Origin of the sequence: Pseudomonas sp. S3E12 (assembly GCF_001702295.1) — a bacterium.
Lineage (GTDB): Bacteria > Pseudomonadota > Gammaproteobacteria > Pseudomonadales > Pseudomonadaceae > Aquipseudomonas > Aquipseudomonas marginalis.
This window is the reverse complement of record NZ_MBDT01000022.1, coordinates 67,971-89,701: the sequence shown is the minus strand read 5'-3', so window position 1 is coordinate 89,701 and position 21,731 is coordinate 67,971. Positions and strand designations below refer to the sequence as shown.

At 62.8% G+C, this 21,731-nt stretch carries 14 protein-coding genes; 11 read left to right on the top strand and 3 right to left on the bottom strand.

What is annotated here, in order from left to right:
• Window positions 1-186 precede the first annotated feature (186 nt).
• On the top strand, window positions 187-5,007 hold the full coding sequence (locus BB029_RS19800; protein ID WP_065940489.1) for an NEL-type E3 ubiquitin ligase domain-containing protein: 4,821 nt from the start codon (window positions 187-189) through the stop codon (window positions 5,005-5,007).
• A gap of 8 nt (window positions 5,008-5,015) precedes the next feature.
• Here BB029_RS19800 and mnmC read toward each other — a convergent pair whose 3' ends face one another.
• Window positions 5,016-7,010 carry a bifunctional tRNA (5-methylaminomethyl-2-thiouridine)(34)-methyltransferase MnmD/FAD-dependent 5-carboxymethylaminomethyl-2-thiouridine(34) oxidoreductase MnmC gene (gene mnmC, locus BB029_RS19795; RefSeq protein WP_065940488.1) on the bottom strand — a complete coding sequence of 665 codons (1,995 nt, stop codon included), beginning with the start codon at window positions 7,008-7,010 and terminating at the stop codon, window positions 5,016-5,018.
• 141 nt (window positions 7,011-7,151) lie between these two features.
• Between mnmC and pap the strand changes: the two genes are divergently transcribed.
• From pap to BB029_RS19780, 3 genes are all read left to right on the top strand, one after another.
• Window positions 7,152-8,666 (top strand): polyphosphate:AMP phosphotransferase, encoded by a 1,515-nt coding sequence (gene pap / locus BB029_RS19790; protein ID WP_065940487.1) that lies wholly within the window; start codon window positions 7,152-7,154, stop codon window positions 8,664-8,666.
• Window positions 8,667-9,075: 409 nt separating this feature from the next.
• Window positions 9,076-10,260, top strand: coding sequence for a thiolase family protein (locus tag BB029_RS19785; protein ID WP_027603956.1), 1,185 nt, complete (start codon window positions 9,076-9,078; stop codon window positions 10,258-10,260).
• Window positions 10,261-10,384: 124 nt separating this feature from the next.
• Entirely contained in the window at window positions 10,385-11,341 is a 957-nt protein-coding gene (locus BB029_RS19780) for a DMT family transporter (protein WP_065940486.1), read from the top strand.
• Here the strand turns inward: BB029_RS19780 and BB029_RS19775 are convergent.
• Window positions 11,338-12,720 carry a class II fumarate hydratase gene (locus BB029_RS19775; protein ID WP_065940485.1) on the bottom strand — a complete coding sequence of 461 codons (1,383 nt, stop codon included), beginning with the start codon at window positions 12,718-12,720 and terminating at the stop codon, window positions 11,338-11,340. The genes BB029_RS19780 and BB029_RS19775 overlap by 4 nt on opposite strands.
• A 192-nt stretch (window positions 12,721-12,912) precedes the next feature.
• Between BB029_RS19775 and BB029_RS19770 the strand changes: the two genes are divergently transcribed.
• The 7 genes from BB029_RS19770 (at window position 12,913) to BB029_RS19740 (ending at window position 20,611) form a co-directional block, all read left to right on the top strand.
• Window positions 12,913-13,431 (top strand): DUF2059 domain-containing protein, encoded by a 519-nt coding sequence (locus BB029_RS19770; RefSeq protein WP_003236690.1) that lies wholly within the window; start codon window positions 12,913-12,915, stop codon window positions 13,429-13,431.
• Between the two features lie 6 nt (window positions 13,432-13,437).
• Complete coding sequence (locus BB029_RS19765) at window positions 13,438-13,734, top strand: BolA family transcriptional regulator (RefSeq protein WP_065940484.1); 297 nt, start codon at window positions 13,438-13,440, stop codon at window positions 13,732-13,734.
• 118 nt (window positions 13,735-13,852) lie between these two features.
• Complete coding sequence (locus BB029_RS19760) at window positions 13,853-14,794, top strand: rhodanese-related sulfurtransferase (protein ID WP_027603959.1); 942 nt, start codon at window positions 13,853-13,855, stop codon at window positions 14,792-14,794.
• A gap of 36 nt (window positions 14,795-14,830) precedes the next feature.
• On the top strand, window positions 14,831-15,433 hold the full coding sequence (locus tag BB029_RS19755) for a DsbA family protein (protein WP_169898031.1): 603 nt from the start codon (window positions 14,831-14,833) through the stop codon (window positions 15,431-15,433).
• Window positions 15,426-17,228, top strand: a complete 1,803-nt coding sequence (locus BB029_RS19750; protein WP_065940483.1) for an ABC transporter ATP-binding protein — start codon at window positions 15,426-15,428, stop codon at window positions 17,226-17,228. The genes BB029_RS19755 and BB029_RS19750 overlap by 8 nt, the downstream gene beginning before the upstream one ends.
• A 71-nt stretch (window positions 17,229-17,299) precedes the next feature.
• Window positions 17,300-19,762, top strand: a complete 2,463-nt coding sequence (locus BB029_RS19745; protein ID WP_065940482.1) for an EAL domain-containing protein — start codon at window positions 17,300-17,302, stop codon at window positions 19,760-19,762.
• Window positions 19,763-19,840: 78 nt separating this feature from the next.
• A complete protein-coding gene (locus BB029_RS19740; RefSeq protein WP_301294687.1) occupies window positions 19,841-20,611 on the top strand; it encodes a TenA family transcriptional regulator in 771 nt (256 codons plus the stop codon).
• Between the two features lie 21 nt (window positions 20,612-20,632).
• Here the strand turns inward: BB029_RS19740 and BB029_RS19735 are convergent, their stop codons facing one another.
• The gene (locus BB029_RS19735) at window positions 20,633-21,559 is read right to left on the bottom strand and encodes a GGDEF domain-containing protein (protein WP_065940480.1); all 927 of its coding nucleotides are present in this window, start codon (window positions 21,557-21,559) and stop codon (window positions 20,633-20,635) included.
• Window positions 21,560-21,731: the final 172 nt, after the last annotated feature.

Below are 21,731 nucleotides of genomic sequence, written 5' to 3'. Positions count from 1 at the left end.
CGCCCCCCATTCGGAACACCCCAGCAGCCTGTGCGGCGTGGGTGAAAGGGGCGGTACTTAAGTCGAGGTGAGATGCAAAAAATCGACGTTTGCGCGGGCTGAACCTGCAGCTATTTGAACCCTTTTGCGCGGTCGCAGCGCTTATCGTCTGGCGTCATTGTTCAACGCGATAAAGGAACATTGCGAATGACGCAAACCACTGATTTGACCCAGGCGCTCGCGCCTGTGGCCGGGGACCAATTGATGGCGGCGCTGCTGAATATCACCGGCGACCTGGATAAAGCGCAGGTCTTGCACGACACGCTGCCGGCCTGGTTGGTCAAGGCCGACTCTCACGTACTGGAGGCCATCGAGCAGGCGTATGCCGACAGCGAGCGCCCGCGTGAAACCCTGCACCGGGTGCTGAACCGTCTGCAACCGCTGGATAAATTCTGTGCCGAACGGCTCAAGGCTTTCCTGGACGGCAAGGGGCATGGGGGCCTGGACATCGAAAACGACACCCTGGAAATCCCCCGGCGCTCGTTCAGCGGTGTCAACCCGGACCTGGGCGGCCAGATGATCGAGACCGTTACCCTGGAGAAGCACAGCCTGCTGCAAGCGGCCATGCAGAATTTCTCCCAGGCGGCTGCCGAGCCTGGCGGCTCGCCGACCACTGCCGTGGTGCGCATCGGCCCCAGGCGCCGAATTGCGCAAACCCTCAGCGCCCAGGCCTTTATCGGCTACTGCCGCGAGCTGGACCTGGGAGAGGCCTATCAGACCCATGTGCGCGAAGTGTTCAACCTGGTAGCGCCCGACCAGGACTTCAACCCTTCGGTGACGCAGGTCGGCCAATCCCGTTGCGTGGACATGCAGATCGACCTGCATCTGGCCCATGCCAAGGGCGATATCGATGCATCGACCCGCGCGTTGCTGCTGGGCCTGGTCAAGGCGGATATGCCCGCCAGGGACATCCGGCAATTGTGGTTCAACCAGCAGCCGCTGGCCTGGCAAGGCCTGAACATCGACGGCGCCTGCCTGTGGGGGGTACTGGTGTTTTCCAGTGCATCGGCCGAAGGGTTCTCCAGCGGCCCGATCGTGGTGTATATGCCCAACGAACCCGTGCGGCCGTGGTACCGCTATGAATCACTGGAGCATTTCAAGCTCTACCTCACCCTCAAGCTTCACGTCAGCACTTATCGCGATTTCTTCAAGGGTTACCTGGATGAGTCCGAGCGGTTCGGTTTTTTCGAGCGTTTTGACCAGGAGAAAATCCTCGTGCGGGTGGCGCCGCTCCCGGTCACGGGTAAGCTGTCGACGTTCTTTTTCAATGCCTGCGTCGGCAAGATCCAGCTGGATGCGCGGGTATTGGCGGTTCCCAATGCCCAGGCCGATGACGACGCGCGTCGCAAGCGTATCCAGGATTACCTGGATGTCGGCTTGACGGTGCTCAACGTCGCCGGGTTCGTGGTGCCGGTGGTGGGCCAATTGATGACCGGCGTGGCCGTTGGGCAGTTGCTTGGCGAGGTGTTCGAGGGGGTGGATGACTGGCTGCACCATGACAAGCTCGGCGCCCTCAGGCACTTGACGAACATCGCGGAAAACCTCGCTGCCATGGCGTTATTCGCCGCGGGTACGAACGTGGTGGGCCGGCTGTGGCGAACCACGCCGTCGGCGGCGGGGTTCTACGACAGTCTCGAAGCCGTGCGGCTACCCGACAAGTCCACGCGCTTATGGCGCAGTCGTACCGAGCCGTATCGCCACACCGTCTCGCTCGAAGGCACAGTGGCCAGCCCCCGTGGGGTCTACCAGCTCAATGGCCAGTCCTATGTGAATGTCGACGGGGCGCTGTATTCGATTGTCTTTGACGCCCGCACCGGGCGCTGGCGAGCCCGGCATCCGCAGCGGGATTCGGCCTATCGGCCGCCCTTGACCCACAACTACCAGGGCGGCTGGCAGTTCTCGTTCGAGCAGGCGGATGAGTGGCGCAGCCCTGACTATATCCTGGGGCGGCTGGACCCCAGTCTCAGCGCCTTACCGGCCGGACACCTGCAGGAGATCGCCGCTATCACCGGCTCGACCTTGCCGCGCTTGCAGCAACTGGCCAGGCAGAACCTGCCGCTGCCGGAGCGGCTACGCGACTGTGCGCTGCGGTTCAAGCTGAACCAGGGGGTTCGCGACCTGATCTGGCAAATGGAGCATCAAGCCCCGCTCAATGCGGCCACCACCCGTGTGCAGATGCTGGCCCTGCCGCTGATGGACGGGTGGCCCCGTGGGCGTTTTTTCGAACTGCTTGACGACGAGGGCTACCTGCTTGAGCGCCATCCAGACACCGCGCCGTTCGATTACGAGGACTTGAGCATCCACCTCACCACGCAACAACTGCGGAACGGACAGATCCTGCCCACCTTGCTGGCCGCCCTCGACCCCGAGGAAACCGCGCAATTGCTCGGCGGCACCTTCCACGCCGATGAAGCGCAAGCGGCCCTGGCGCGGCGTCTCACAGCCTCGCTCAAGACCACCCATCAGGCGGTCTATGAGCGGCTGCGCATGGATGCCGATTTCATCGATCAGACCGATCACGGCCAGCTCAAGCAGCGCTTGCCGCAATTGCCGATCCGGGTGGCCTGGGAGGTCATGACCCAGGCCTCCACGGCGGAGCGCTGGCACTTGCGCCATACCGGGCGTGTGCCGCTGCGGATCAGCCAGTGGGCCCGGGAAGCCCTGGAAGCGTTGGAGGAAGACGACGCCCTGGCCGGCCTGTACTTGCCGGAGCTGGCCACCGATGCGACACGGCGCGTGGCCACCGGGTTGCTGCAACGGGTTCCGGGCTGGCCCGAGGATCTGTTCTTGCAGGTACGCCGCGAAAGCGTACAGGGCACTGTCCTGGGCCAGGTGGGCCACGCAGACGCTGATATGAGACGCATCGTGGTGCAGTCGGCCAAGGGCTTTCGCGCCCATGATCAGCAAGGTGGGGCGTTGGGCGCGCTGGCCGGCGGGTCGGAAGGTTTCTACGAGGCGTTGCTCAACAGTTTGTCTGCCGCCCAACTCGACGCGCTGCGCCTGACCGCGAGCGGCAGGGCCAGCCAGTTGCGGCATGCATTGATTGGCAAGGCCCAGGACGAACGCAATCGCATCGGCCGTTATTTGTGGCCCGAGCGCGCGATACCCGAGGAGCCGGCCCTGTCGTGTGTGCAAGGCTCGCCGCCTGCGCTGCCTCCACAGCCTGCGGGCTTGATGCGCAAGGCTCGCAAACTCTTCCCGTTATTCGATGACCGGCGCCTGTCGACCTTCCTGCAGGACTTGGGCACCGATCGCCTGTCCCGGGCCAAAGCCGTGCGCACCCTTGAGCAGCACTATGAGGCACTGCAGCGGGCGTTGAGGCTGTGGGTCAAGGAGAAACCGGCGCAGCCCTACTCGGATATCGCGCTGCAAGACTACCGCCTGGCTCGACACCAGGCCGCACGGGCCATCGAGCGTTGTTGGCAATATGTGTCGCTGGCGCCGGATGAATACCATCAGCAAGTGCCGAGCCTGTCCCTGGACGGCATGGCCATCGGGGCATTGCCGACCTTGCCGGCGCACGTGCAGTTCGAGCATGTCCGGCAATTGTCATTGAAACGCATGGGACTCAACGATGACGTTGCGTATTTCCTCAAGCACTTCAAGGGGCTGCGCAGCCTGGCGTTGAACGGTAACCGGCTGACGCGGCTGCCGGAAGTGCTCCAGCACATGCCGTTGCTCAGGCAGCTGTACATGGCCGATAACCACCTGCAACTGACCGAGTACACCCGCACCAAACTTGCGGACCTGAAGAGCCTGGTCGTGCTCGACCTGAGCAACAATCCCCTGGTGGACCCGCCCGTCGTCAATAAGATGTTCGAGTTGCGCAACCTGATGCTGCGCAACTGCCGGCTGACCAGTCTGCCCACCGGCTTTACCCGCGTTCCGTACCTGGAGCAACTCGACCTGCGGGACAATGACATCGCCAGTTTGCCGGCATGGTTGTTCAATGCGCCGCGCGAGCACACCGAAGTCATCAACGTGCGGCATAACCCTCTGGACGCCAGCACTCGTCAGGCCTTGAACCGTTACCGGGACACCATCGGCGTGGGCATGGGCTTCGTGGAGGATGACATTGCGCGACTCAACGAGCAGACCGCACGGGAGCTGTGGCTGGGCGATGAACACGCGACACACTTCGCCGAAAAGGCCGAGACCTGGCTGGGGCTCAAGGACGAACCCGGCTCCGACGGCCTGTTCAAATTATTGGCCGGCCTGGGCGGAGCCGCCGACACCACCCACGTGCGCGAGGACATGAACCGCCGCATCTGGCGCGTGCTGGAGGCGGCCGCTGCCGATACCCGACTGCGTGCCGAGGTCTTCGAGCGCGCGGCCACGCCGTTGAACTGTGATGACGCCGCTGCCGTGAGCTTCAGTAACCTGGAGGTGCTGGTTGAAATCCACGAGGCCGCGCAACGGGTGGAGGGCGGCAGGGTCACGGCCAAGCCGCTGCTCAGGTTGGCGAGGGGCTTGTTTCGTCTCGACCGCCTGGAGTCCATGGCCAGCCGACACAGCGCCGAGCATCCGATGCTCGATCCGCTGGAGGTCAGCCTGGCTTATCGCACCGGGCTGGTGGAGCGCTTTCATTTGCCCGGGCAGCCCCGGCATATGCGCTTTGCCAGCCTGGCCGGGGTGACCGAGCACATGCTGGAGGTTGCCGAAGCGCAGTTGAAAGAGGCCGAGCTTTCCCCGCAACTGCTGAACTATATGGTGAAGCTGCCATTCTGGAGCAGTTACCTGAGGCGCACCCATGGCGGTTCGTTCGACACCCTGACCCAGCCTTTTGGCGATCGCATGGAAGCGGTGTGGGCGCAAAGGGAAGCCTTGGGTGACGCTGACTATCACACCCAGATGGGCGCGATCCAGCGCGCGCGGGAAAGTGCCGAACTCGTCGAGCTCAAACGCCTGACCCAGGAGGCGTTGAGGCTCGATGAACTGGGCGCCTGCGAATTGCCACCGGCAGGTTGAAGCGCGGCCTACGGGGCCGTTTTTGCAGCGTTGCTGCGAATCAACCCGCGCACTGCAAAGCGATTCGGGTGACAGGCCTCGGCCACGCTGCGGGGCAGGGGCAGCGGTTCGTTGTCCAGCCATGCCGCCAGCAACTCGCCGGACAGCGGCGCGGTGATCAGGCCCCGGGAACCGTGGCCGCTGTTGATGTACAGGCCGTCCAGCCACGGGCAAGTGGCCTGTGGCGTGTGGCGGGCATCTTTGCGCAGCGCGTCGTAGGCCTGGGCGAATGCCAGGCTGTCGGCCAGCGGCCCGACAATCGGCAAGTAGTCCGGGCTGGTGCAGCGGAAGGCGGCGCGGCCTTCCAGGGTCTCTGCGGCAAGGTCGGCGGCGTGCAGGCGCTGGGCCAGGTCCGGGGAAATCTCCTGCAGCAGCTCAAGGTTACCGGCGTGCTCGGCGGCGGTAGGGGTGAGGTCATCGTTGTTGAAATCAAAGCTGGCCCCCAGGGTGTGTTCGCCCAGGCGAGCCGGCGCCACGTACCCCTCGGCACACACCACCGTGGCCAGGGCCTGGCTGGCGGCGGTCTGGGGCAGGCGGGTGATCTGCCCGCGAATCCGTTTGAGGGGCAACTCGGCGCTGGCGGCAAACCGTTTGACCTCCGCGGCCCCGGCCAGCACCACCACGGGGGCGCTGGCCAGCAGTCGATCACCGTCCCAGGCCTGCCAGTGGCCGTCGACTTTGCGCAGGTCCAGCACCTCATGATGGGCCAGCACCTCGATACCGGTCTGGCGCGCCTGCCATTGGCACAGCGCGGGGGGATGCACCCAGCCGCCTTCGGGGAAAAACAGCCCGCCCTGTTCCAGGCCCACCCCGGCGCGAGCCTGGGCTTGAGCCTTGTCCAGCAGATGCAATAACTGCGGTGCGAATGCCTGGGCCAGTTGCGCCTGGCGTTCGGCCTCCTTGGCATTGAAGGCCAGTTGCAGCACACCGCAGCCGTCCCACTCCACGCCGCGTTGCAGGTGCTCCAGCAGGCGCCGGGTGTACCCGAACCCGCTGACGATCATCTGCGACAACGCCGTGCCGTGTGCCGACAGCTTGAGATAAAGCACCCCTTGCGGATTGCCGGAGGCCTCCTGGGCGAGGCCGCCATGGCGCTCCAACAGGCTGACCTGCCAGCCCCGCGCCGCCAGGCTGGCCGCACTGGCGCAGCCGGCCAGGCCGCCGCCGATCACCAGGGCACGGCGCTCGCCATTGGGCATGGAGGGGCGGGCGAACCAGGGTTTGGCGCTGGCCGGTGCCGACGTGTCGGTCGGCCAGCCGAGAAACTCCCCGCGCAGGATTTCCCACTTGTGGCCGATGCCCGGCGTACGCTTCATCTTGAAACCGGCGGCGTTGATCAGCCGGCGCACCCAGCCGGTGCTGGTGAAGGTGCTGATGGTCGAGCCCGGCGCCGCCAGGCGTGCCAGCTCGGCAAACAGTTCGGCGCTCCACATCTCGGGGTTTTTCGCCGGGGCGAAGCCGTCGAGAAACCACGCGTCGATCTGCGCATCCAGTTGCGGCAACTGTTCCAGGGCATCGCCGATCAGCAGCGTGAGGGTGACGCGGCCGTTGTCCAGCACCAGGCGCTGGAAGCCTTGGTGAATGGCGATGTAGTGCGCCAGCAATTGCTCGGCGAACGGCGCGAGCTCGGGCCAGAGGGCGAGGGCGCGTTGCAGGTCGGCGTGGCTCAGGGGGTATTTTTCCACGCTGACAAAATGCAGGCGCGCACCGGCCACGGCGTGTTGCTCGAACAACTGCCAGGCACAGAGAAAATTCAGGCCGGTACCGAAGCCGGTTTCGCCAATCACCAACCGCCCGCCCGCCGGCAGTGCGGCGAAGCGCTCCTGCAAGCGGTTCTGTTGCAGGAACACATAGCGGGTTTCATCCAGGCCCGATTGGTCGGAGAAATACACGTCGTCGAACACCCGCGAGTGCGGGCGACCTTGATCATCCCAGTCGAGCTGGGCGTGGGTTACGGGGTTCATGGGCGGCTCGGTAAAGGCAAGGCGGCCATTCTAGCCGATCAACAGGCTTTGAATTGACCCACGGCAAGCCCAGGTGGAATTTCCTCCCGCGCGTTGTTGCCCAATCCGCTAGTCTTGCTCACTTCTGGAACGGAGCCGCCCATGTTCGAATCTGCCGAAATCGGTCACGCCATCGACAAAGACACCTTTGAGGCCGAAGTGCCCGCCCTGCGCGAGGCTTTGCTGGAGGTGCAGTACGAGTTGCAACAGCAAAAGCGCTTCCCGGTGATCATCCTGATCAACGGCATCGAAGGCGCCGGTAAAGGTGAGACGGTCAAACTGCTGAATGAATGGATGGACCCGCGCCTGATCGAGGTGCGCACCTTCGACCAGCAGACCGACGAAGAACTGGCCCGCCCCCCGGCCTGGCGCTACTGGCGCCAACTGCCTGCCAAAGGCCGCATGGGCATTTTTTTCGGCAACTGGTACAGCCAGATGCTGCAAGGCCGGGTGCACGGCGAGATCAAGGATGCGCGGCTCGACCAGGCCATCGCCGGCGCCGAGCGCCTGGAGAAGATGCTCTGCGATGAAGGCGCGCTGATCTTCAAGTTCTGGTTCCACCTGTCCAAGAAGCAAATGAAGGCACGGCTCAAGGCCCTGGCCGACGACCCGTTGCACAGTTGGCGCATCAGCCCGCTGGACTGGCAGCAGTCCGAGACCTACGACAAGTTCGTGCATTTCGGTGAGCGCATCCTGCGCCGTACCAGCCGCGATTACGCGCCCTGGCATGTGATTGAAGGCGTCGACGCCAACTACCGCAGCCTCACCGTGGGCAAGATCCTGCTCGAAGGCCTGCAGAATGCCCTGAAGCTGCCCAAGGGCAAGGCCAGCGGCATGAACCCGGCACCCTTGCCCTCGGCCATCGACCAGATGAGCCTGCTCAACAGCCTCGACATGACCTTGAGCCTGGACAAGGACGATTACGAAGAACAGCTGATTACCGAGCAGGCGCGCTTCTCCGGCTTGATGCGCGACAAACGCATGCGCAAGCACGCGCTGGTGACGGTCTTCGAAGGTAACGACGCAGCGGGCAAGGGCGGGGCGATCCGGCGGGTGGCGGCCGCGCTCGACCCGCGCCAGTACCACATCGTGCCGATTGCCGCGCCCACCGAGGATGAACGGGCCCAGCCGTACCTGTGGCGGTTCTGGCAGAAGATCCCGGCGCGGGGCAAGTTCACCGTGTTTGACCGCTCGTGGTACGGCCGCGTGCTGGTGGAGCGTATCGAGGGCTTCTGTACCACGGCCGACTGGATGCGCGCCTATGGCGAGATCAATGACTTCGAAGAGCAACTGCGCGACGCCGGTGTGATCGTGGTCAAGTTCTGGCTGGCCATCGACAAGCAGACCCAACTGGAACGCTTCCAGGCCCGCGAGGAAATCCCCTTCAAGCGCTTCAAGATCACCGAAGACGACTGGCGCAACCGCGAAAAATGGGACGACTACCGCGCCGCCGTGGGCGATATGGTCGACCGCACCAGCACCGAGGTCTCGCCGTGGACGCTGGTGGAGGCCAATGACAAGCGCTGGGCGCGGGTCAAGGTGTTGCGCACCCTCAACATTGCCCTGGAGGAAGCGTTCGCCAAGTCCGACAAGCACGACAAGAAGAAAAAGAAATAACCACTGGCCTGGTGTTGTTCAGGATGCAGCCCTCTGTGGTGAGCGGGCGTGTTGTGGTGAGTGGGCTTGTTGTGGTGAGCGGGCTTGCCCCGCGCTGGGGCGCGAAGCGGCCCTGACCAAGGCGCCGCGTTCTTTCAGGCAGACCTCATTGGCTGGTTTTGGGGCCGCTTCGCAGCCCAGCGCGGGGCAAGCCCGCTCACCACAACAAGCCCCCTCACCACAACAACCCTGCTGACTACAACAAGCCTGCTCACCACAACCGGCCCGCTTGCCACAACAGGCCGGCCCAGCCACAGGTTTATGTTCGTCACCATGCTTTTGTATACGCCGGATGAATGATCGTCGCGGTGGGCCAGGCCTGGATCTATCCTCGATCCATCTCCCCACAACGACAAGATCGAGGTAGCCCATGCGTGAAGTAGTGATCGTCGACAGCGTGCGAACCGGCCTGGCCAAATCCTTTCGCGGCAAGTTCAACCAGACCCGCCCGGATGACATGGCGGCCCATTGCGTCAACGCACTGCTGACCCGCAACGGCATCGACCCGGCCAGCGTCGAGGATTGCATCGTCGGCGCCGGTTCCAATGAAGGCGCCCAGGGCTACAACATCGGGCGCAACGTGGCCGTGCTGTCGCAATTGGGCACCGGTACGGCGGGCATGACCCTCAACCGGTTCTGCTCGTCGGGCTTGCAGGCGATTGCGATTGCGGCCAACCAGATCGCGTCGGGTTGCAGCGACATCATCGTTGCCGGTGGCGTCGAGTCCATCAGCCTGACCATGAAAAGCGTCAACACCGATAACCTGATCAACCCGCTGCTCAAGGAGCAGGTGCCGGGCATCTACTTCCCCATGGGCCAGACTGCGGAAATCGTCGCCCGCCGCTATGACGTCAGCCGCGAAGAACAGGACCTCTACGCCCTGCAAAGCCAGCAGCGCACCGCCCAGGCCCAGGCGGAGGGTTTGTTTGATGATGAAATCGTGCCGATGGCGGTCAAGTACAAGGTCGAGGACAAGAACACCGGCGCCGTGCAGATCCTCGACGGCGTGGTTGATCGCGATGACTGCAACCGCCCGGACACCACGTTGGCCAGCCTGTCCGGTTTGAAGCCGGTGTTCGCCGAAGACGGCTCGGTGACGGCGGGTAACTCCTCGCAGCTCTCCGACGGCGCCTCGATGACCCTGGTGATGAGCCTGGAAAAAGCCCTGGCACTGGGGCTCAAGCCCAAGGCGTTTTTCCGCGGTTTCACCGTGGCCGGCTGCGAGCCGGATGAGATGGGTATCGGCCCGGTGTTCTCGGTGCCCAAGCTGCTCAAGGCGCGGGGCTTGCAGGTGGCGGACATCGACCTGTGGGAACTCAACGAGGCCTTTGCGTCGCAGTGCCTGTATGCGCGCAATCGCCTGGGCATCGATAACGCCAGGTACAACGTCAACGGCGGCTCGATTTCCATCGGCCACCCGTTCGGCATGACCGGCTCGCGCCAGGTGGGGCACCTGGTGCGTGAGCTGCAACGGCGCAATGTGCGTTATGGCATCGTCACTATGTGCGTGGGCGGCGGCATGGGCGCCACGGGGCTGTTCGAAGCCGTGCGCTGATAAGTGTGGGAGGGGGAGTGCGACGATTCGACTTGCCCCTCCCACATTTGAACTGCGGCGTATCCCAATTCGCTCACTTCCCCCTAGAATGCCCGCTCCACTTCCTCTGGCTTCTGGGGCACTCATGCACATCTCTTCCGGCCGCTGGGTCTACGGTTTTCTCCTGACCCTGCTGACCGCGCTGCTCTGGGGCATTCTGCCGATCAAGCTCAAGCAAGTGTTGCAGGTGATGGACCCGATCACCGTCACCTGGTTTCGCCTGATGGTGGCCGGCAGTTGCCTGTTCGTGTACCTCGCCGCGACCAGGCGCCTGCCCAGCCGTAAAGTGCTCGGCCCCAGGGGCGGCTGGTTGGTGGCGATGGCGGTGTGCGGCCTGGTGGGTAACTACGTGTTGTACCTGGTGGGCCTGAAACTGCTCAGCCCCGGCACCGCGCAACTGGTGGTGCAGATGGGCCCGATCTTCCTGATGATCGCCAGCGTGTTTGTGTTCAAGGAGCGTTTCAGCGTCGGGCAGTGCGTGGGCCTGGTGGTGCTGATCATCGGCTTCGGGCTGTTCTTCAACCAACGCCTGGAAGAGTTGCTGACGTCCCTTGGCGCCTACACCGCCGGCGTGCTGACGGTCCTGCTGGCGACGTCGGTCTGGGTGTTCTATGCCCTGGGCCAGAAGCAGTTGCTGACTGTGTGGAATTCGCTGCAAGTGATGATGGTGATCTACCTGTCGTGCGCCGTGCTGCTGACGCCGTGGGCGCATCCGCTGGAGGCCCTGCAACTGAGCCCGCTGCAAGGCTGGCTGTTGCTGGCGTGCTGCATGAACACACTGGTGGCCTACGGTGCATTTGCCGAAGCCCTGGCCCACTGGGAAGCCTCGCGGGTGAGCGCGACCCTGGCCCTGACGCCATTGGTGACCTTTGTCGCGGTGGCGTTGGCGGCGTGGCTGTGGCCGGACTATGTGCAGGCCGAAGAGATCAATGCCCTGGGCTATTTCGGCGCGTTGGTGGTGGTGCTGGGGTCGGCGGCGGTGGCGCTGGCGCCGTCGTTGCTCGCCGGGCTCAAGGCCCGGCGGCTACGCATGGCGTCCTAGGCACCCAGCATGTTTTCCGGGCGTACCCACTGGTCGAACTCTGCGTCGGTGAGGTAGCCCAGGTCCAACGCCGCTTCCCGAAGGGTCAAGCCTTCGGCGTAGGCCTTCTTGGCGATCTCTGCCGACTTGTCATAGCCGATGTGCGGGTTGAGCGCCGTGACCAGCATCAGCCCGCGCTCCAGGTGCTCGGCCATTTTCCCGGCGTCGGGTTCGAGGCCGGCGATGCAGTGCTCCTGGAAGTTATTGCAGCCATCGGCCAGCAGGCGGATCGATTCCAGCAGGTTGTGGATGATCACCGGCTTGTACACGTTCAACTGCAAATGCCCCTGGCTCGCCGCGATGCCGATGGTCACGTCATTGCCCAGCACCTGGCAGGCCAGCATCGACAGCGCCTCGCACTGGGTCGGGTTGACCTTGCCGGGCATGATCGAGCTGCCGGGCTCGTTGGCCGGCAGTTTCACCTCGGCAAGGCCGGCACGCGGGCCGGAGCCCAGCAGGCGCAGGTCGTTGGCGATTTTCATCAGGGCCACGGCCAGGGTTTTCAGGGCGCCGTGCAAGGTCACGATCGGTTCATGGCCGGCCAATGCGGCGAATTTGTTCGGCGCGGTGACGAAGGGCAGGCCCGACAACGCCGCCAATTCCGAAGCAATTGCCTCGCTGAAGCCATGGGGCGCATTGAGCCCGGTGCCCACCGCCGTGCCACCCTGGGCCAGCTCGCATACCTGGGGCAGGGCGCTGCGGATCGCCCGTTCGGCGTAGTCGAGCTGGGCGATAAACGCCGAGATCTCCTGGCCGAAGGTGATCGGCGTGGCGTCCATCATGTGGGTGCGGCCCGTCTTCACCAGTTTTGCATGCCGCGCCGACAATTCCGCGAGGCCGCCGGACAGCGTATTGATCGCCGGCAACAACTGCTGGTGCACCGCTTGCACCGCCGCAATGCTCATGGCCGTAGGGAAGCAGTCGTTGGAGCTTTGGGAGCGGTTCACATGATCGTTGGGGTGCACCGGGCTCTTGCCGCCACGGGGCTTGCCCGACAGCTCGTTGGCGCGGCCGGCGATGACCTCGTTGGCGTTCATGTTGCTCTGGGTGCCGCTGCCGGTTTGCCAGACGACCAGGGGGAACTGGTCATCATGTTGGCCATCGAGCACTTCGTCGGCGGCCTGTTCGATCAGGCGGGCAATGTCGGCGGGCAGGTCGCCGTTGCGGTCGTTGATCCGGGCGGCGGCCTTCTTGATCAGGGCCAGTGCGTGCAGTACCGCGAGGGGCATGCGCTGTTCGCCGATGGCGAAATTCACCAGCGAACGTTGGGTCTGGGCGCCCCAGTAAGCGTCATCCGGGACTTCCACTTCTCCCAGGCTGTCGGTTTCGATACGGCTCATCGGGCACTCTCCTTCAGGTTCGTTTGCGCAGTTTAGGCCCTGATCGGCCTGGGGGGTTCCCTAAAAGACTTTTCATCGGATTCATTCACCGCAATCCGCGCCCGGTAAGGCTCGGGGTTGAGCCGCAGCGTTTTTTAGGCGCAGAATGGGCGCCCTTGGGGTCTTACCTCGCCTGCTAGAAAAGGAAACTCGATGACTCGTCTTCGTGCCATCTGTACCGCGGTTGCTCTGGTTTGCGCCAGCGGCCAGGTTTTTGCCGATACCGCCAGCCACAACGCCAGTGCCGAAGCCTTCCTTACCCTGGCCCATGCCGACAAGCTGGGTACCCCGGTGTACATGCAAGTGCAGCAAATGTTCGCCCAGCGTTTCGAACAGACCAAGGCGCCTGCCGCCAAGCAGTCCGTACTGGACAGCTACCAGGCCAAGGCCAACGCCGCCCTGGACCAGGCCATCGGCTGGCCGAAGCTGAAACCGGACATGGTCAAGCTCTACACCACCAACTTCAGTGAATCCGAGCTCAAGGACCTGGTTGCTTTCTACCAGTCGCCACTGGGCAAGAAAGTCCTGGAAAAAATGCCGCAGCTGACCCAGCAATCGGCCCAGATGACCCAGGCCAAGCTGGAAAGCGCCGTGCCGGTGGTGAACAAGCTGTTGGAAGACATGACCAACGAGTTGACGCCAAAAGCCGCCGCACCGGCCAAGAAGAAGTAAGCAGGAATGACCATGCAACAGCGTATCGAAATGGCGCTCGCCGCCCTGGCCCCGGAGCACTTGAGCGTGCTGGATGAAAGCCATATGCACAGCCGTGGGTTGCAGACCCACTTCAAGGCCGTGCTGGTCAGCCAGCAGTTCGAGGGGCTTAACCGCGTCAAGCGCCACCAGAAGGTCTACGCCACTCTGGGGGATCTGATGAGCGAATTTCATGCGCTGGCGCTGCATACCTACACGCCCGAAGAATGGGCGAAAATCGACGCAGCCCCGGCCTCGCCGACCTGCGCCGGCGGGCATGGCTGATACGCGGGTGTCTCTGACACCCTGCATTTGCTAGAATCCGCAGCGCGCCGCTCAGCCGGCGCGTTTTTTTTGCATCCGGTTCACCCCTTACGAGGGTAGCCACCTGGAGAGAACACCCATGACTCAACCGATTGTCGTGGCGGCACTGTATAAGTTCGTCACCCTCGAAGATTACGTCGCCCTGCGCGAGCCACTGCTGCAAGCGATGGTCGACAACGGCATCAAAGGCACCTTGCTGATCGCCGAAGAAGGCATCAATGGCACGGTTTCCGGCAGCCGCGAAGGCATTGATGGCCTGATGGCCTGGCTGAAGAACGACCCGCGCATGGATGACATCGACCATAAAGAGTCGTACTGCGATGAGCAGCCGTTCTACCGCACCAAGGTCAAGCTCAAGAAAGAGATCGTGACCCTGGGCGTCGAAGGCGTCGACCCGAACAAGAAAGTCGGCACCTATGTCGACCCGCAGGACTGGAACGCGCTGATCAGCGACCCCGAAGTGCTGTTGATCGACACCCGCAACGACTACGAAGTATCGATCGGCACCTTCGAAGGCGCAATCGACCCGAAAACCACCAGTTTTCGCGAATTTCCCGCCTATATCAAAGCCAACTTCGACCCGGCCAGGCACAAGAAGGTCGCCATGTTCTGTACTGGCGGCATTCGTTGCGAGAAGGCGTCGAGCTACATGCTCAGCGAAGGTTTCGATGAGGTCTACCACCTCAAGGGCGGCATCCTGAAGTACCTCGAAGAGGTGCCGCAGGCAGAAACCAAATGGCAGGGCGACTGCTTTGTGTTCGACAATCGCGTCACTGTGCGCCACGACCTGAGCGAAGGCGACTACGATCAATGTCACGCCTGTCGCACACCGGTGAGCGCCTCCGACCGCGCATCCGAACACTATGTGGCTGGCATCAGTTGTCCCCATTGCTGGGATAAGCTGCCGGAGAAAACCCGTCGTAGCGCGATCGACCGGCAAAAGCAGATTGAGCTGGCCAAGGCCCGCAATATGCCGCACCCGATTGGCTTCAACTACAAGCAAACCCCTTCCGAGGCCTGACCCATGCCCGCGCGCCTGCTCTATGTGATGGACCCGATGTGTTCCTGGTGCTGGGGCTTTGCCCCGGTGGCGCAGGCGCTGGTCGAGCAGGCCCAGGCGGCCGGCGTGGATGTGCACCTGGTGGTGGGCGGCTTGCGCACCGGCAGCGGCGCGGCACTGGAGCCGACCACGCGGCGCTACATCCTCGAGCACTGGCAGGCGGTCACCGACGCCACCGGCCAGCCGTTCAAGCGCGATGGCGCGTTGCCCGACGGCTTTGTCTATGACACCGAGCCTGCCTGCCGTGCCATCGTCACCGCGCGCAGCCTGGCGCCTGATTGCGCCTGGACACTGTTGGGGCTGATTCAGCGCGCGTTTTATGTCGAGGGCCGCGACGTGACCCTCGCCAGCGTGCTGGTGGAACTGGCTGAAAAGGCAGGCATCCCGCGCATCGAGTTTGCCGGCGCATTCGACCGTGCCGAGCAGCATGCCGCGACCGCCGCTGACTTCACCTGGGTCCAGGACCTGGGGATCGCCGGGTTTCCGACCTTGCTCGCCGAGCGTAACGGCCAGTTGGCGTTGCTGACCAACGGCTACCAGCCGCTGTCCGAGCTGTCACCGTTGTTGGGGCGATGGCTGGAGCGAGCGACCTGTGCATGACCAGTCACCCCGTTCCGACCGACTGACCTGGGCGGAAATTCGCCGCCTGGCCCTGCGGCACAAGAAGTCCCTGTGGATCGCCAATGGCGTCGCCGTGCTGGCGACCTTGTGCAGCGTGCCGATTCCCTTGCTGTTGCCGTTGCTGGTGGATGAAGTGCTGTTGGGACACGGCGATGCCGCGCTCAAGGTGATGAACCACGTACTGCCCCTGGGTTGGCAGAAGGCGGCCGGCTATATCGGCCTGATGCTGCTGGTGACGCTGTTTCTGCGTTGTGGCGCGCTGCTGTTCAACGTGGTGCAGGCGCGGTTGTTTGCGCGCTTGGCCAAGGACATCGTGTACCGCATCCGCGTGCGCCTGATCGAGCGGCTCAAGCGCATCTCCCTGGGCGAATACGAAAGCCTGGGCAGCGGGACCGTCACCACCCACCTGGTCACCGACCTGGATACGCTGGACAAGTTTGTCGGTGAAACCCTCAGCCGTTTCCTGGTGGCCATGCTGACCCTGGTGGGTACCTCGGCGATCCTGGTGTGGATGCATTGGCAGCTGGCGCTGTTGATCCTGCTGTTCAACCCGTTGGTGATCTACGCCACGGTGCAGTTGGGCAAGCGCGTCAAGCACCTGAAGAAGCTGGAAAACGATAGCACCTCGCGTTTTACCCAGGCCCTGACCGAAACCCTGGATGCCATCCAGGAAGTGCGCGCCGGCAACCGCCAGGGCTTTTTCCTCGGGCGCCTCGGCCAGCGAGCCCAGGAAGTGCGTGACTACGCCATTCATTCGCAATGGAAAACCGACGCTTCGAGCCGCGCCAGTGGGTTGCTGTTCCAGTTCGGTATCGACATCTTCCGTGCGGCGGCGATGCTCACCGTGCTGTTTTCCGACCTGTCCATCGGCCAGATGCTCGCGGTGTTCAGCTACCTGTGGTTCATGATCGGCCCGGTGGAGCAGTTGCTGAACCTGCAATACGCCTACTACGCGGCAGGCGGGGCGCTGACGCGGATCAACGAACTGCTGGCGCGTGCCGATGAGCCGCAATATGCCGGCGGTGCTGATCCGTTCACCGGGCACGACACCGTGGGCATCGAAGTGCGCGGCCTGGACTTCGGCTACGGCGAAGAGCTGGTACTCGACCAGTTGAACCTGGCCATCGCGCCCGGTGAGAAGGTAGCAATCGTCGGCGCCAGCGGCGGTGGCAAAAGCACCCTGGTGCAATTGTTGCTCGGGCTCTACACACCCCAGGCGGGCAGTATCCGGTTTGGCGGTGCCACTCAGCAGGAGATTGGCCTGGAGACCCTTCGCGAGCATGTTGCGGTGGTGCTGCAACACCCGGCGCTGTTCAACGATACCGTGCGCGCCAACTTGACCATGGGCCGTGAACGCAGTGACCAGGCGTGCTGGCAGGCGCTGGAAATCGCCCAGCTGGAGGCGACGGTCAAGGCCTTGCCCCAGGGCCTGGACAGTGTGGTCGGGCGTTCCGGCGTGCGCTTTTCCGGGGGCCAGCGCCAGCGCCTGGCGATTGCGCGCATGGTCCTGGCCGAACCCAAGGTGGTGATACTCGACGAAGCAACCTCGGCCCTGGACGCCGCCACCGAATACAACCTGCACCAGGCGCTGGCGCGGTTCCTCAGTGGCCGTACTACACTGATCATCGCCCACCGTCTGTCGGCGGTGAAACAAGCTGATCGAGTGTTAGTGTTTGACGGTGGTCATATTGCTGAGGATGGCGATCATCAGCAATTGATCGCCGATGGCGGTCTTTACGCCAAACTCTATGGGCACTTGCAGCAAATACGTTGATTTAGCCTAGGCTGTGCTATCGGAAGTGGGTGTTTGCGTGCGTTTCCAGCAGTGCATATGCAAGGGACTTCATGAAGCAAAAGCGGACTTTCGGAACGCCTCGGCTATTGGGCATTGTCTGGCCCTTTATCGCCGTCGTGCTGTTCCAGGCATTGTTGGGTTGCGTCAGTCTCTACGTGCTTTCAGCGGTGCGTGGTTATGTGGGCGGCGAGAGCCTGTGGTCCAAGGGCCAGAAGGACGCGATCTATTACCTGACGCTGTATGCCGATAACCGCGCCGAAACCACCTATCTCAAATATCAGCAGGCCATTGCCGTGCCTCAGGGCGGCCATGAGTTGCGCATTGCCCTGGACCGTCCCAGCCCTGACCTGGCCGCGGCGCGCCTGGGCATCCTCAAGGGCGGCAACCACCCGGACGATGTGTCCAGCCTGATCTGGCTGTACCTGAATTTTCGGCATTTCAGCTACCTGGAAAAAGCCATTGAGCTGTGGACCGTAGGCGATGGCTACTTGGTTGAGTTGGATGAGCTGGCCCGCGAGATGCACCGAGCGATCAATGCCGACCAGCAGGTCAATCCCAATGAAGTCCGGCAGTGGAAAGCCCGTATCACCGCGATCAATGAGGGCGTGACCCCCGCCGCCAAAGCCTTCAGCGACGCCCTGGGCGAAGGCTCGCGGATGATTCTGCGGTTGTTGCTGATCACCAACCTGGCGACGGCCCTGGGCCTGATTGTGCTGGCGCTGTTGCGTACCCATAAGCTACTGGCCCAGCGTCATGCGTTCGCCAATGCCCTGCAGGCCGAGAAGGAGCGTGCGCAGATCACCCTGGAGTCGATTGGCGACGGGGTAATCACCACCACTGTGGACGGGACCATTACCTATATGAACCCGGCAGCCGAGGCGATGACTCACTGGAACTCGGCGCAGGCCCAAGGCCTGCCCCTGGCGGCACTGTTCAATCTGCTCGATGACAATGCGCAGCCGGATGGTTTTACCCTGATCGAACACATCGTCAAGGGCCGGTTCAAGGGCGGCAGCGAGCATTCGAAAACCATCCAGCGCCTGGACGGCAGCACGGTCTCCGTCACTCTGGTGGGAGCGCCGATCCTCAGCGGCGGCCAGGTCAGTGGTGCCGTGCTGGTCCTGCACGACATGACCCAGGAGCGTCAGTACATCGCCAACCTGTCGTGGCAGGCCACACACGACGCCTTGACCGGCCTGGCCAACCGTCGCGAGTTCGAGTACCGCCTTGAGCAGGTGCTGCACAGGGCAGGGCAGCCCCAGGGCGGGCGACATGCATTGATGTTCCTCGACCTCGACCAGTTCAAGCTGGTCAACGACACCTGCGGCCATGCGGCGGGCGACGAGTTGCTACGGCATATCTGCGCGCTGCTGCAATCGGATTTACGCGAAGGTGACACCCTGGCGCGCCTGGGGGGCGATGAATTCGGCATCCTGCTGGAGAACTGCCCGGCGGCGGTGGCGGAAAAAGTCGCCGAGAGCCTGCGCCACACCGTGCAGAGCCTGCATTTTGTGTGGAAGGGGCGGCCGTTCATGACCACCGTGAGCATCGGCCTGGTGCAGATCTCCCAAACCCCGACCACCCTGGAAACCTCGTTGCGCGCCGCCGACATGGCCTGCTACATGGCCAAGGAAAAAGGCCGCAACCGAGTGCAGGTGTACCACGCCGATGACTCGGAGCTGTCCCTGCGCTTTGGCGAAATGGCCTGGGTGCAGCGTTTGCACATGGCGCTGGAGGAGAACCGGTTTTGCCTGTACGCCCAGGAAATCTCGCCCTTGGGAAGTGCCGACGGCGGCAGTGGACATATTGAAATCCTGCTGCGCCTGCACGACGAGGCGGGTCGGATCATCCTGCCCGACAGCTTCATCCCCGCAGCTGAGCGTTATGGTTTGATGACCTCCCTGGACCGTTGGGTGGTGGAGAACGTATTCAGGATCATTGCCCGTTGCATGCACGAGCACCCCGGCCGGCCTATGGCGATGTGTGCGATCAATCTGTCAGGCATTACGATTGGCGACGATGATTTCCTCGGTTTTTTACGTGAGAAATTCGAGGCTTACCGCATTCCGCCAGAAATGATTTGTTTTGAAATAACTGAAACAAGCGCTATTGCGAACCTGGGCAGTGCCATTCGCTTTATTAACGAACTCAAAGCCTTAGGTTGCTTCTTTTCCCTCGATGACTTCTGCGCCGGAATGTCCTCATTCGCGTATCTGAAACATTTACCTGTAGACTTCCTGAAGATCGATGGAAGTTTCGTAAAGGATATGCTGGACGACCCGATTAACCGCGCGATGGTCGAAGTGATCAACCACATCGGCCATGTCATGGGAAAGCGCACAATTGCCGAATTTGTTGAAACCCCGCAGATCGAACAGGCTTTGCTCGACATCGGTGTGGATTACGCTCAGGGCTACCTGATTGAACGACCGCAATTGTTTACCTTTGATAGCTTGCGTCGACCCGTGCGGCCGCAGCCTCTGTTATTCAGGGCGCCCGGCACATTCCGCTGAAACATTTGCCGGTCTGTAAATCACACTTAAAAAGGAGCCTTAATAGTGATCGACACATTCAGCAGAACCGGCCCGCTTATGGAAGCCTCAAGTTACCCCGCCTGGGCTCAGCAATTGATCCAGGACTGCAGCGAGAGCAAGCGCCGGGTTGTCGAACACGAACTGTACCAACGCATGCGTGACAACACGCTCAGCGCCAAGACCATGCGTCACTACCTGATCGGTGGCTGGCCCGTGGTGGAACAGTTTGCCTTGTACATGGCACAGAACCTCACCAAGACCAAGTTTGCCCGCCATCCAGGAGAAGACATGGCGCGCCGTTGGCTGATGCGCAATATCCGTGTGGAGCTGAACCACGCGGACTATTGGGTGCATTGGGCGCGTGCCCATGGCGTCAGCCTTGAAGAGCTGCAGGCCCAGAACGTGCCGCCGGAGTTGCATGCGCTGAGCCACTGGTGCTGGCACACCAGCTCGTCCGATTCGTTGATCGTGGCCGTTGCCGCGACCAACTATGCGATCGAGGGCGCGACGGGGGAGTGGTCGGCGGTGGTATGTTCCACCGGTGTGTATGCGGCAGCCTTTCCCGAGGAAGACCGCAAGCGTGCGATGAAGTGGCTGAAGATGCACGCCCAGTACGACGACGCCCATCCTTGGGAAGCCCTGGAAATCATCTGCACCCTGGCCGGGATGAACCCTACCAGGGAACTGCAGGCAGAGCTGCGCCAGGCCGTGTGCAAGAGCTACGACTACATGTACCTGTTCCTGGAAAGTTGCATGCGCCTGGAGAAAGACAAACCGGCGAGCGCTGCCGTGCGCGAGCGCCCGTTGCGCGTCGCCAGCGAAGCGTGATGTAACGGGGATGGCGGGGTTTTACCCCGCCATTGCCAGGCGATTGCGACCTTTGCGCTTGGCCACGTACAAGGCGCTGTCGGCGCGACGCAACAGGCTCTCGGCCGACTCGGCGGCCAGCAAGGTCGAACAACCGAGGCTCACCGTCAATTCGATCCGTGTCCCGTCCGCCCAATAATCCTGGGCCTGTGCCGCCTGGCGCAGGCGTTCACCGACCATGGCCGCTGCATCCCGGCTGGTGTTGGACAGCAGGATCAGAAACTCTTCCCCGCCAAACCGAAACACCATGTCCACGTTACGCAACTGGCTCTTGATCGCCCCGGCGACGGCGCGCAAAACGTTATCGCCGGCTGCATGGCCGTGGGTGTCGTTGATGATCTTGAAGTGGTCGATGTCCAGCATCAGCAAGGACAGCGGGTTCAAGTGCCGGCGCGCCATGTCGATTTCCCGTTGCAGGGTCTGGTCCATGGCAATGCGGTTGCCCGTTTCGGTCAACGGGTCGCGCAGGGCGCTGCGGGTGGCGGCTCGGTAGAGCAGGGCGTTGCGCATCGGGTAGAGCAGGGTCGACAGCAGTGATTCGAGCTGGCCCAGTTCCTCTTCCAGCAGGCGCTGGTTGCGGCGAAAGATCAGCTCGCCGAGGTGCTCGCCTTCGTGGCTCAGGCTGTAGCTCACCGAGTGGTGGCCGCGGTGGCCGAACTCCAGGCGCAGGTCGCTGGTTTCGTGGCGATATTGCAGGGCGTCCAGGGGGACCAGGCGTTGGATCTCACGGAAAAACACCGCGAGGATACGCTGCGGTTCCAGGCTGGTCTGCAATTGCATCCCCAGCTGCTGGCGAAGTTGTGCGACGGTCGTCGGGCGTCGAGGTACGAGTGATGGCTGACCAAACCCCAGGCGTTGCAATTTGGCACTGTCGAAGTCAACTGCGTTGGTCTGGGTTGGTGTTTTCATAAGCAAACGGCCTCTAAGCACTTAGCTGTCTTACAGGCTGGATGAGAGTGGCGAATGCCAGGCGTCTTACCGTTCCTTCAGTTCCGTAAAACATTGGAAACAGTTTAGACCGCTTTACCAGGGGTTATAACCCCTGGGCACTGCCGCACGTCTTGTCATCGCTTGACCTGCT

What these genes read in the sequence shown, in the direction of transcription:
- BB029_RS19785 (WP_027603956.1), top strand. Translation starts at nt 9,076, where the DNA reads ATGCGTGAAGTAGTGATCGTCGACAGCGTGCGAACCGGCCTGGCCAAA.
- BB029_RS19760 (WP_027603959.1), top strand. Translation starts at nt 13,853, where the DNA reads ATGACTCAACCGATTGTCGTGGCGGCACTGTATAAGTTCGTCACCCTC.
- BB029_RS19735 (WP_065940480.1), bottom strand. Translation starts at nt 21,559, where the DNA reads ATGAAAACACCAACCCAGACCAACGCAGTTGACTTCGACAGTGCCAAA.
- mnmC (WP_065940488.1), bottom strand. Translation starts at nt 7,010, where the DNA reads ATGAACCCCGTAACCCACGCCCAGCTCGACTGGGATGATCAAGGTCGC.
- BB029_RS19775 (WP_065940485.1), bottom strand. Translation starts at nt 12,720, where the DNA reads ATGAGCCGTATCGAAACCGACAGCCTGGGAGAAGTGGAAGTCCCGGAT.
- BB029_RS19755 (WP_169898031.1), top strand. Translation starts at nt 14,831, where the DNA reads ATGTGTTCCTGGTGCTGGGGCTTTGCCCCGGTGGCGCAGGCGCTGGTC.
- BB029_RS19780 (WP_065940486.1), top strand. Translation starts at nt 10,385, where the DNA reads ATGCACATCTCTTCCGGCCGCTGGGTCTACGGTTTTCTCCTGACCCTG.
- BB029_RS19765 (WP_065940484.1), top strand. Translation starts at nt 13,438, where the DNA reads ATGACCATGCAACAGCGTATCGAAATGGCGCTCGCCGCCCTGGCCCCG.
- BB029_RS19740 (WP_301294687.1), top strand. Translation starts at nt 19,841, where the DNA reads ATGGAAGCCTCAAGTTACCCCGCCTGGGCTCAGCAATTGATCCAGGAC.
- BB029_RS19770 (WP_003236690.1), top strand. Translation starts at nt 12,913, where the DNA reads ATGACTCGTCTTCGTGCCATCTGTACCGCGGTTGCTCTGGTTTGCGCC.
- BB029_RS19800 (WP_065940489.1), top strand. Translation starts at nt 187, where the DNA reads ATGACGCAAACCACTGATTTGACCCAGGCGCTCGCGCCTGTGGCCGGG.
- pap (WP_065940487.1), top strand. Translation starts at nt 7,152, where the DNA reads ATGTTCGAATCTGCCGAAATCGGTCACGCCATCGACAAAGACACCTTT.
- BB029_RS19745 (WP_065940482.1), top strand. Translation starts at nt 17,300, where the DNA reads ATGAAGCAAAAGCGGACTTTCGGAACGCCTCGGCTATTGGGCATTGTC.